The sequence below is a fragment of the Pseudomonas sp. SJZ103 genome (assembly GCF_007828335.1).
GTDB lineage: Bacteria > Pseudomonadota > Gammaproteobacteria > Pseudomonadales > Pseudomonadaceae > Aquipseudomonas.
Map to the genome: position 1 here is coordinate 625,834 of NZ_VIUN01000002.1, position 8,837 is coordinate 634,670.

7 protein-coding genes are annotated in these 8,837 nt (G+C 54.3%); 2 read left to right on the forward strand and 5 right to left on the reverse strand.

The annotated features are described in order from the left end of the window. Positions 1–11: 11 nt before the first annotated feature. The 5 genes from FBY10_RS08145 to FBY10_RS08165 form a co-directional block, all read right to left on the reverse strand. A complete protein-coding gene (locus tag FBY10_RS08145) occupies positions 12–1,274 on the reverse strand; it encodes a beta-ketoacyl-[acyl-carrier-protein] synthase family protein (RefSeq protein ID WP_145337351.1) in 1,263 nt (420 codons plus the stop codon). Continuing rightward, positions 1,271–2,413 carry a hypothetical protein gene (locus FBY10_RS08150; protein WP_145337350.1) on the reverse strand — a complete coding sequence of 381 codons (1,143 nt, stop codon included), beginning with the start codon at positions 2,411–2,413 and terminating at the stop codon, positions 1,271–1,273. Before FBY10_RS08150 ends, FBY10_RS08145 begins: the two co-directional genes overlap by 4 nt. Next, a complete protein-coding gene (locus tag FBY10_RS08155) occupies positions 2,406–2,768 on the reverse strand; it encodes a phosphopantetheine-binding protein (RefSeq protein WP_256663541.1) in 363 nt (120 codons plus the stop codon). Before FBY10_RS08155 ends, FBY10_RS08150 begins: the two co-directional genes overlap by 8 nt. 273 nt (positions 2,769–3,041) lie before the next feature. After that, positions 3,042–6,104, reverse strand: coding sequence for a multidrug efflux RND transporter permease subunit (locus FBY10_RS08160; RefSeq protein WP_145337348.1), 3,063 nt, complete (start codon positions 6,102–6,104; stop codon positions 3,042–3,044). Further along, the gene (locus tag FBY10_RS08165; RefSeq protein WP_145337347.1) at positions 6,101–7,261 is read right to left on the reverse strand and encodes an efflux RND transporter periplasmic adaptor subunit; all 1,161 of its coding nucleotides are present in this window, start codon (positions 7,259–7,261) and stop codon (positions 6,101–6,103) included. Before FBY10_RS08165 ends, FBY10_RS08160 begins: the two co-directional genes overlap by 4 nt. A 385-nt stretch (positions 7,262–7,646) precedes the next feature. Between FBY10_RS08165 and FBY10_RS08170 the strand changes: the two genes are divergently transcribed. Together FBY10_RS08170 and FBY10_RS08175 are read left to right on the forward strand one after the other, a co-directional pair. Continuing rightward, entirely contained in the window at positions 7,647–8,246 is a 600-nt protein-coding gene (locus FBY10_RS08170; protein ID WP_145337346.1) for a helix-turn-helix domain-containing protein, read from the forward strand. 370 nt (positions 8,247–8,616) lie between these two features. Beyond that, positions 8,617–8,837 (forward strand): transposase (locus FBY10_RS08175; protein ID WP_145337345.1); only part of this gene is annotated, 221 nt, incomplete at its 3' end.

The window sequence follows — 8,837 nt, forward strand, 5'->3', positions numbered from 1 at the left end:
GCAATCCCTTATTAGGCGTCAATTCGGCGAAAGATCATTGAGGCTGCCAGCCCACCCATCCCAAACGAGTTCTTGAGACAGTATTCGATGTCGGCGCTCTGCGTCTGACCTATTATGTTGGCCTTGCACTGCGGGTCCGGGGTCTCAAGGTTGCGCGTCCCAGGAATGAATCCTTCTCTCAAACCAATCAGGGTATTGAGTGTTTCCATGGCCCCCGCCGCGGCGATCATATGCCCGTGCAGTGATTTATTGGCGGTGACCGGCACTCGCTCCGATAACACTGAGCAAATAGCAGCTGACTCGTGCAGATCATTCAACACGGTTGAAGTGCCATGGGCATTGACCAACCCTATTTGACTGGGGTTGAGCCCGGCACTGGCCAGTGCCCGAGTCATTGAAAGTTTCATCTCCCGGGATTCAGGATCGGGCTTCACAATATGGCTGGCATTCATGCTCGCCCCATACCCGACGATTTCCATCAAAGGCACCGCGCCTCTCCTGAGCGCATGGGTGTAACTCTCCAATAAGAACAGCACCGCGCCCTCAGCCGGCACATAACCTGAACGGCGCGTATCAAAGGGGCGCGACAAACCATCAAACGGTAATGAAGCGTCGGTGCAAATCACATCTACCGATTCGAGGCCGATATAGTGCTCGGGCGTTACTTTGGCGCTGGCACCGCCGACTATAGCGGCATCCACTCGCCCGCGAGCGACCTGTTCAAATCCCGTACCAATTGCCTGCAGTGAGGCCGCACACAGCCCCAGGTGCACCATGCTCGGGCCATGGAATGGAATCTGCGCATGGACCTGGCGTAATACCTGAGTTGAATCCAGGCGGGCAAAATCACTGATGCGATAGTGCTTTTCCATCACCTCGGCCATATTGGTGAATACCTTGCCAGCGTCACGCTGCAAGTCATAAACAAAATCAACGGTTTGGTGGATATCCGGAACAGGTTCATCAACGCCCAGGAAACATCCAATACGCTGCGGCGAGAAATGACTCAGGTCCACACCGGGCCATGCCATTAATCCCTTAACCGCATTATTGATATACAGCTCGTCCCAGGAGCGACTGCGTTTCAATGGGGACGTGCGCATGTTGCCAACCTCTGGCACGCCCGCGAAATGGCTTTTGAACGAAGCCGTATCGAACTTCTGTATTTCACGAATGCCGGTTGTCCCGTCACGCAATGCCGCAGTGACCGAATCATACGTATTGCCCAGAGGCGTACAACAGCCCAAGGCGGTGATGACCACGCGTTCTCTCATGACGCGTCTCCCGATACGGGCCGGTCGATAGGCAGATGTTGCAACTTTTTGATTACGGCGCACGCACAGCCGATGCCGATCCCCATGCCATTGACCAGTAGTGTGCGGCCAACTTCAACGCTCTTGTCGGCCAACGCACAGGCAAGGTCCACAAGGCCACTGGTACTTCCCGCATAACCTGTATAGGGTTTGTAACGACGAATATCGACGTTCGGGAGGGCCTTGAACACTGCCGCATTCTCGACCTGACGCAGGTTAGGCGCGCCGTTGTCATACATCACAACCACTGGTTTTTCGCCGATCACTGCAGCAGGCAAGCCGCTGAGCAAGGCCTCCCAATCCGCCTGCTGTGAATGGATTTTCCCGTCGAAACGACTATGGACAGAGACAATCTGCGCAAGCGCGACATGACCGGAGCGTTGCAACAGGGCGGCATTTTCCAGCATCAATGCAACCGCGCCATGGGTAACGTTGACTTTATCGGTTTGCGACCGGTGCGGGTCCGACTCAATCAGACCCATCTTGCGGAACGCTTCAAAGTTATCAACTTTGATCATATCCCCGACTCCACACAATAAAGCGCCTCCCTGCGCCTCGTCCTCAAGTTTGAATAGCGCATGTTCCAATAAGGAGAGCCCGCCCAGTGACATACTGCGCAAGGGATAACCCCCTCCGATAAATCCGAAGAACTTGGCAATGTGGTACAGGTTATTAGTCGGCAACTTTCGAAATAACCGAAGTGGATGAACGCTGCCGGCAACACGCCCTAACACCGCGTGTACATCAACTGCCGTCAGTTCCGGGCGCTTGATACGGTATTCGTAAAGAATTTCGTAAAAGTCCCGGACGGTTTCAGCGGTGGTATAGACATTAATAAGCGCACGCGCCTCTTCGCTAAAGGCAAGCTGTTGTTGCGCCATTGCACATGCGGCATCCGCGACTGTAAGGCTGTATATTGCTGCGTCGGATAATATTGCCCTGTCTTCACGGGCAATACCTTTTGCCATCTGCGCAGACAAAACCGCAGCCCCTTTGGACGCTGCTTCAGCGGTTACAAAAGCGGCCTTTTGCCGAGCGATATCGGCCAGGTCTAGCCCGGCCTGACGTACGGCGACTCCAGTCAAGTAAACACTAGCCATGAGCGAGTGCCTCTAGACGCCGGGAACAGAACTCCGGTGTCCAGAAACGACCAATCTTATTCGGCTCAACCACATCGCTATCCGCAACTTGCAGGATGTCGCGAGCCATCTCCCGCCCGCGGACTGTCCACTGACTGTCCACGCACAATGCTGGATCCGCCATCATTTTATGGAACGGCCACAAGTACTCTGGCTCCACATCGGCGTTGATCTGCGACTTGACTTCAAAGCAGAAGTCGATGAAATCAATCGACGTAAATCCGATTTGATCAAATGACTGGTCACTGGGAATTGACTCTGGACCATCCAGAAAAAGAATGTCTGCTGCGATTTCTTTTATTTTGACCAAGTACATATCAATCACACCCCTTCATCCATGTTTGTCTAAAACTTGAGCGGCAGAAAAGACAGTCGACTTTGTTGTTTTTATGATTGGATTCAATAAAGACTAATCAAATAGATATAACTCTGTCAAAATTTTTTACAAAGATTTTTTACAGTCCGACGAACGGCAGCCACTAATTAAACGACGATAAAATACGCAGCACTTGAATAGGGCTGAGTAATGCGAAATCTACGGCTTACTTAAAATTATCTTCTTCTAACAAGTTGGGATCAGTGTGTTTTATTACCGAGTCATTACAGGGATCCCATCCACCTCGACCTTTTGTACCTCGCTCTTGGCCAATAACGTATAGACGCACGGCAGGACAAATAACGTGAATAGCGTGCCAATCGACATCCCGGTTGCAATCACCATACCGATATCATACCGACTTACCGCTCCCGCACCGGTCGCAAGAATCAACGGCACCATGCCAAACACCATCGCCGCCGTGGTCATCAATACTGGCCGCAAGCGAATGGAAGCCGCCTCTTCTACCGCTTCACGGGCCGACAAGCCTTTGTCTTTACGCAACTGGTTGGCGAATTCGACGATCAGAATCCCGTGTTTGCTGATCAAACCGATCAACGTCACCAGCCCCACTTGGGTGTAGATGTTCAGGCTCGACCAGCCAAGGAACAAGGGAATCAGCGCTCCGCAAATCGACATCGGCACCGTCACCAGTATCACCAACGGATCACGGAAGCTCTCGAACTGCGCCGCCAACACTAGGAAAATAATGGCCAACGCCAAACCAAAGGTCATCCAAAGTGCGCTACCTTCTTGGACGAACTGCCGTGATTCGGCGCTGTAGTCAAATGCATATCCTGGCGGCGCTTCTTCGACGGCAATCTGCTTCACCGTCTCGATGGCTTCTGCCATTCCTACCAATGGAAAGCCCGAGATCAATGCCGAGTTGAGCTGCTGGAACTGGTTCAACTGCCGTGGTCGCGCCCGGTCGGTGATGCGGATCAACGTCGAAAGCGGCAACAATTCGCCATTGGTGTTTCTGACGTAGTAACTGTTCAGCCACTCGGGGTTGTCGCGGTAGGCCCTCTCGACCTGGGCTATCACTTTGTAGCTACGCCCTTCAAGGGTGAACCGGTTGATTTCCGCCTCGCCCAGCAATGTCGCCAGCGTACTGCCAAGATCCTGCATCGACACGCCCATCTGCGCCGCCTTGGCGCGATCGATGTCTATCACTACTTCCGGTTTATCGAACGCCAGGTCGATATCGACAAAGGCGAACTTGCCCGTCTCCATGGCGCGCGTCTTCACCCGATCGGCCACTTTCAGCAACGATTCATAATCGCTGGCGGTGTTGATGACGAAACCAAACGGCAAGCCTTCGCCAGTACCTGGAAGCGAAGGCAGGTTAAAGCCAAAAATTTGTAGACCGGGGATCTGCGCCAGTCGACCTTGCAGCTCGGGCAGGATCTGCATTTGGGTGCGGTTGCGCTCATTCCATGGTTTGAGCAGGAAGCCGCCAATCCCGGACTGCACGCCGTTATAGCCGTTGATCTGGAAAGACGAGTAGTACTCCGGGAAGGCTTTGAAGATATCGATGAATTCGTCGGTGTAAGTATTCAAGTAATTCAGGTTGGTCGGTTGAGGCGCACTGGACATCATGAAAATGATGCCTTGGTCTTCAGCCGGCGCCAGCTCCGACTTGGTGAATTTGAGGAACACTGGAATCAGGCACAACACAATCAGGGCAAACACCAGTACCACTGGCCGTGTATTCAGAGTGCCATGCAGCAGCAGTTGATAACGCCGTTTGAGGCTTTCGAAAATACGGTCCAGTCGGTGGGCGAGCCCCGAACTGCTGGCCTCGGGACGAAGCAACAGAGCGCACATCATCGGCGAAAGTGTCAATGCGACAATGCCGGAAATCACCACCGCACCGGCCAGAGTCAAGGCGAATTCCTTGAACAGTGCACCGGTCAAACCATCCAGGAACCCAATTGGCGCATAAACCGCCGCCAAAGTGACGGTCATGGAAATCACCGGCAGGGCAATTTCCCGCGCGCCCTCAAGCGCCGCGTCCATCGGTCCCTTGCCGTCCTCGATATGTCGGTGAATATTTTCGACCACGACGATCGCATCGTCTACCACCAGACCGATCGCCAGGACCATCGCCAATAGAGTCAGCAGGTTGATCGAGTACCCCATCATCTGCATGAAGAACATTACGCCAATCATCGACAGCGGAATGGTGACCACCGGGATCACTACCGACCTTAGCGCCCCCAAAAACAGGAACACCACCACGATCACGATCAGCACAGCTTCAAACAGCGTCTTCACCACTTCATTGATCGACGCCTGGATAAATTGTGTGGCGTCATAGGCTATATCTACCTTGAGGCTGGGCGGCAGTTGAGTCTCCAGCTCAGGCATGAGCTTGCGTACTTCCTTGATCACGTCCAGCGGGTTGGCGCTCGGTGTCGCCTTGATGGCGATGTAAACCGAAGGTGTGCCACCAAAGGAGCTGATGGCGTTGTAGTTTTCCGCACCCATTTCCACCCGCGCCACATCCCCCAATAATACTCGGCTATCGCCATCGGTTTTCAGGGGGATGGCAGCAAAGGCTTCGGCGGTTTTCAGATCGGTACTGGCGTTAATACTGGTAACCACATATTCGCCTTTTACCTCACCGGCAGCCGAAAGGTAGTTGTATCGGCGTACCGCTGCGGTGACATCGTTGGCGCTCAAGCCGAACCCCGCAAGCTTCACCGGGTCGAGCCACAGGCGCATGGCAAATACCTGACTGCCGAGGATTTCGGCTTCGGCCATCCCAGGCAGCGTGGCGAGCTTGGGCTGGATTACCCGAGACAGGTAGTCGGTGATTTGTGAATTATTCAGTTGCCGGCTGGAAAAGCTGATGTACATGAGCGCCGAGGCGTCAGCGGCCTCCTTGCTCAGCACCGGGTCTTCGGCGTCCTGTGGCAGCTTGTTCTTGACCTCGTTAGCCTTGGCCAACAGTTCGGTAAACAGACGATCGCTGTTAGACCCGATGCGTGCGTAGATCGAAATCACCGAAAAATTCTGGCGGCTGACCGACGTCATATAGTCAATGCCCTCGGCACTGGCCAGGCTTTGCTGCAACGGTTGGGTGATATAGCCCTGAATGGTTTCGGCATTCGCACCTGGGTATGCGGTAGTGACTGTGATCAGTGCGTTCTCCATCTTCGGGAATTGCCGCAACGCCAGCTTGCTGTAAGCCTGAAACCCCAGCAGCATGATCAACAGACTGACCACCACGGCCAACACCGGGCGGCGAATGAAAACATCGGTGAACTTCATAGCGCACCTTCAGCGAGGGCTGGTTGGTCAGGCACTGCTGGCTGATTCTTGTCAGGGCTGATGGCGACAGGGGTACCGGTTTCCAGCTTGAGCTGGCCGGCGCTGACCACCTGATCACCATTTTTCAATCCGCGCGTTATCAGCACCAAACCGCCTCGCCGCTCGCCAGTTTCTACAAAACGCCGTTCGGCAATCAGGACGGGCTGGTTGTTGGCGTCTTTTTCCACGCTGCCGTCATCGGCTTTTTTCTGCGTGATGGCATACACCGAGTTGCCGTAAAGGGTGAACGTAATCGCGCTTTCCGGGAGCACAATCTCAACCTTCGGATCAGGCAGCAACACCCGCAGGCTGGCGAACATGCCGGGGAGCAGTTTGTTGTCAGGGTTGGCCAGGGTGGCGCGCACCAACACATTGCGCGTGGTGTTCTCAACCTTTGGGTTGATGGCACTGATGGTGCCGGGAAAGGCTTGTTGCGGGTAGGCCGACACCTCGACCTGCACGCCTTGCCCGATTGCCACTTTAGGCACCGATTGTTCGGGAAGATAAAAGTCGACGTAGAGGCTGCTCAGGTCCTGCAAAGTGGCAATCACAGTGCCGCTGGCCAGGTAATCGCCGACATCGACCTGACGAATACCGATGACACCGCCGAACGGCGCTAAAATGTGCTTCTTAGCCAGGGACGCCTTGAGTTGATTGACGGTGGCCAGGTTCTTTTGCAATTGGGCCGAGAGTCGATCGAACTCACCTTTGGAGATGGCCCGATCACCGACCAATTGGCTGCCGCGTCCAAAATCCAGCTTTGCCAGGCCAAGATCGGCCTGGGCGGTTTCGAGCAGCGCCTGCTCTACCGCGCTATCGAGCTGAACCAGAGGTTGTCCGACCTTCACCGTTTGCCCTGATTCGAACTGCACGTCCTTGACGGTGCCGGCAATCTCCAGGCTCAGGTTTACGCCGCGCAGTGCCTTGAGCGAGCCCACCGCCGGCAATCGCTCCTGCCATTTCTGCTCCTGCGCCGTCACCACGGCCACACTGACTGGAGGGCGGGGTGTGGAAAAACCCTGTACTTGCTGATAGATGGAATAAGCCTTGTAGCTCGCCAGCATCAATACAACGCACAGAGAAACACCCAACATGATCATCATGCGACGGCGCAGCATATTCCGATTCCTTGGAAAATTTGAACACCCGAAGTCAAAGCAATTTGCACATTACTCCAGGTAACAAAATGTTTCCAATAGCTAAAACCGACACGTCGGGACGTTGGATCACTAGACCCTCTACCTAGAGCCTCGCGCAAGATATTGAAATTTTCTATGCAGCGGATTCTGTCGTGATCGCGCCGGGTAAAAGTGGTGTTTTCGGGTATGTGCTTGCTGGCAATCGCCGAGTCTGTTGATGCTGATCCCGGATTGACCCAGTTGCCGACGCAAGACTGCCCCATCTCGAAACCTGCAAAAATCCAGCATAGACAATGATTCACGAGGATTCAGACTGGGTCAGAGAAATCTCGGCAACTCGGTCAACTCGGCATCGGCGCCAACAATGGCACTGCTGTGCCGCCAGGCTTGGCCAGGTAACGTGCGGCAGTTGCGCAATCTGATTGATCGAATCGGCGTATTGGCGGAAGACTTGCTGATCGACTTGGCACAGTTGCAGCCCTTCCTATCTCAAGAGCAACCAGTGCTGGAAGACTTATCCGGATTGGCAGAATCCCTGTTGCAACTTGAGGGCGAGGATAAACTGGCCGCTGCGGAGCAACTGCTGATAGAGCATGCACTTCAGGTTTGTGCGGGCAACAAAACGGCGGCAGCTCAGTTGCTCGGGGTGAACCGAAAGGTAATAGAGCGGCGCCTGAAACTGCGCGAAGACAAACATCTGGAGGTGGAACGGTGTCTAGAAAAGGGGCGTGCCCTAGTTGCCAGTGCCAATTTCCGTGAAGCGCTACCACTTCTTCAAAAAGGCCTTGCAGTTGCCAGCGAAATGTATGAACGCAAGGATATCTGGCACCTACAGTTCGAACTCCATCGCCTGCTTGGCGTCAGCTTTCGCAGTATTGAGGGCTGGTTGAGCCTTACCTGTCGGCGCCGATGCCGAGGTGACCCAGTTGCCGAGATTTCACTGCCCCAGCCTGACTTTTCGTAAATCATTGTCTGTGCTGGATTTTTGCAGGTTTGGAGATGGGGCAGTCTTGCGTCGGCAACTGGATCAATCCAGGGGCAGCGCCAACACACACGCAGGTTCACCGGCGAAGTAGCCTAGTGCCTGCGCGACATCGACCTTATCTGAGAATGAGCGAACAAGTCGGCCCACTCGCCAGCACTCTCAATACTATGGAAAATCTTTTGAAGCGGCATTTCGATCATCGGATTATTTCCTGACGGCAGTAGACGTCGGGGATCGGTTTGGAGGCCGAAGCAAAGCTTTGAATGAGCATAGGCGTACCCGAGCTCTGAATCGCCCCGGGTTTCGTAGACACCTCCATGCCTTAAAATGAGGCCAATCAGGAGGTGCCATGAGCAACCCGCGTTATCCCGAAGAATTCAAAATCCAAGCAGTCAATCAAGTGACCGAAAAGAAGCTGCCTGTCGCTGAGGTAGCGGCCCGTCTCGGCGTGTCGACGCATAGCCTCTATGCCTGGATAAAGCGCTACAGCAAACCTCAAGAAGAACGGCAGCACGATGATGATCAGCACGCTGAGCTACGTCGTCTGCGAGCGGAACTCAAGCGCGTCAC

What these genes read in the sequence shown, in the direction of transcription:
- FBY10_RS08155 (WP_256663541.1), bottom strand. Translation starts at nt 2,768, where the DNA reads ATGTACTTGGTCAAAATAAAAGAAATCGCAGCAGACATTCTTTTTCTG.
- FBY10_RS08150 (WP_145337350.1), bottom strand. Translation starts at nt 2,413, where the DNA reads ATGGCTAGTGTTTACTTGACTGGAGTCGCCGTACGTCAGGCCGGGCTA.
- FBY10_RS08160 (WP_145337348.1), bottom strand. Translation starts at nt 6,104, where the DNA reads ATGAAGTTCACCGATGTTTTCATTCGCCGCCCGGTGTTGGCCGTGGTG.
- FBY10_RS08145 (WP_145337351.1), bottom strand. Translation starts at nt 1,274, where the DNA reads ATGAGAGAACGCGTGGTCATCACCGCCTTGGGCTGTTGTACGCCTCTG.
- FBY10_RS08165 (WP_145337347.1), bottom strand. Translation starts at nt 7,261, where the DNA reads ATGCTGCGCCGTCGCATGATGATCATGTTGGGTGTTTCTCTGTGCGTT.
- FBY10_RS08170 (WP_145337346.1), top strand. Translation starts at nt 7,647, where the DNA reads ATGGCACTGCTGTGCCGCCAGGCTTGGCCAGGTAACGTGCGGCAGTTG.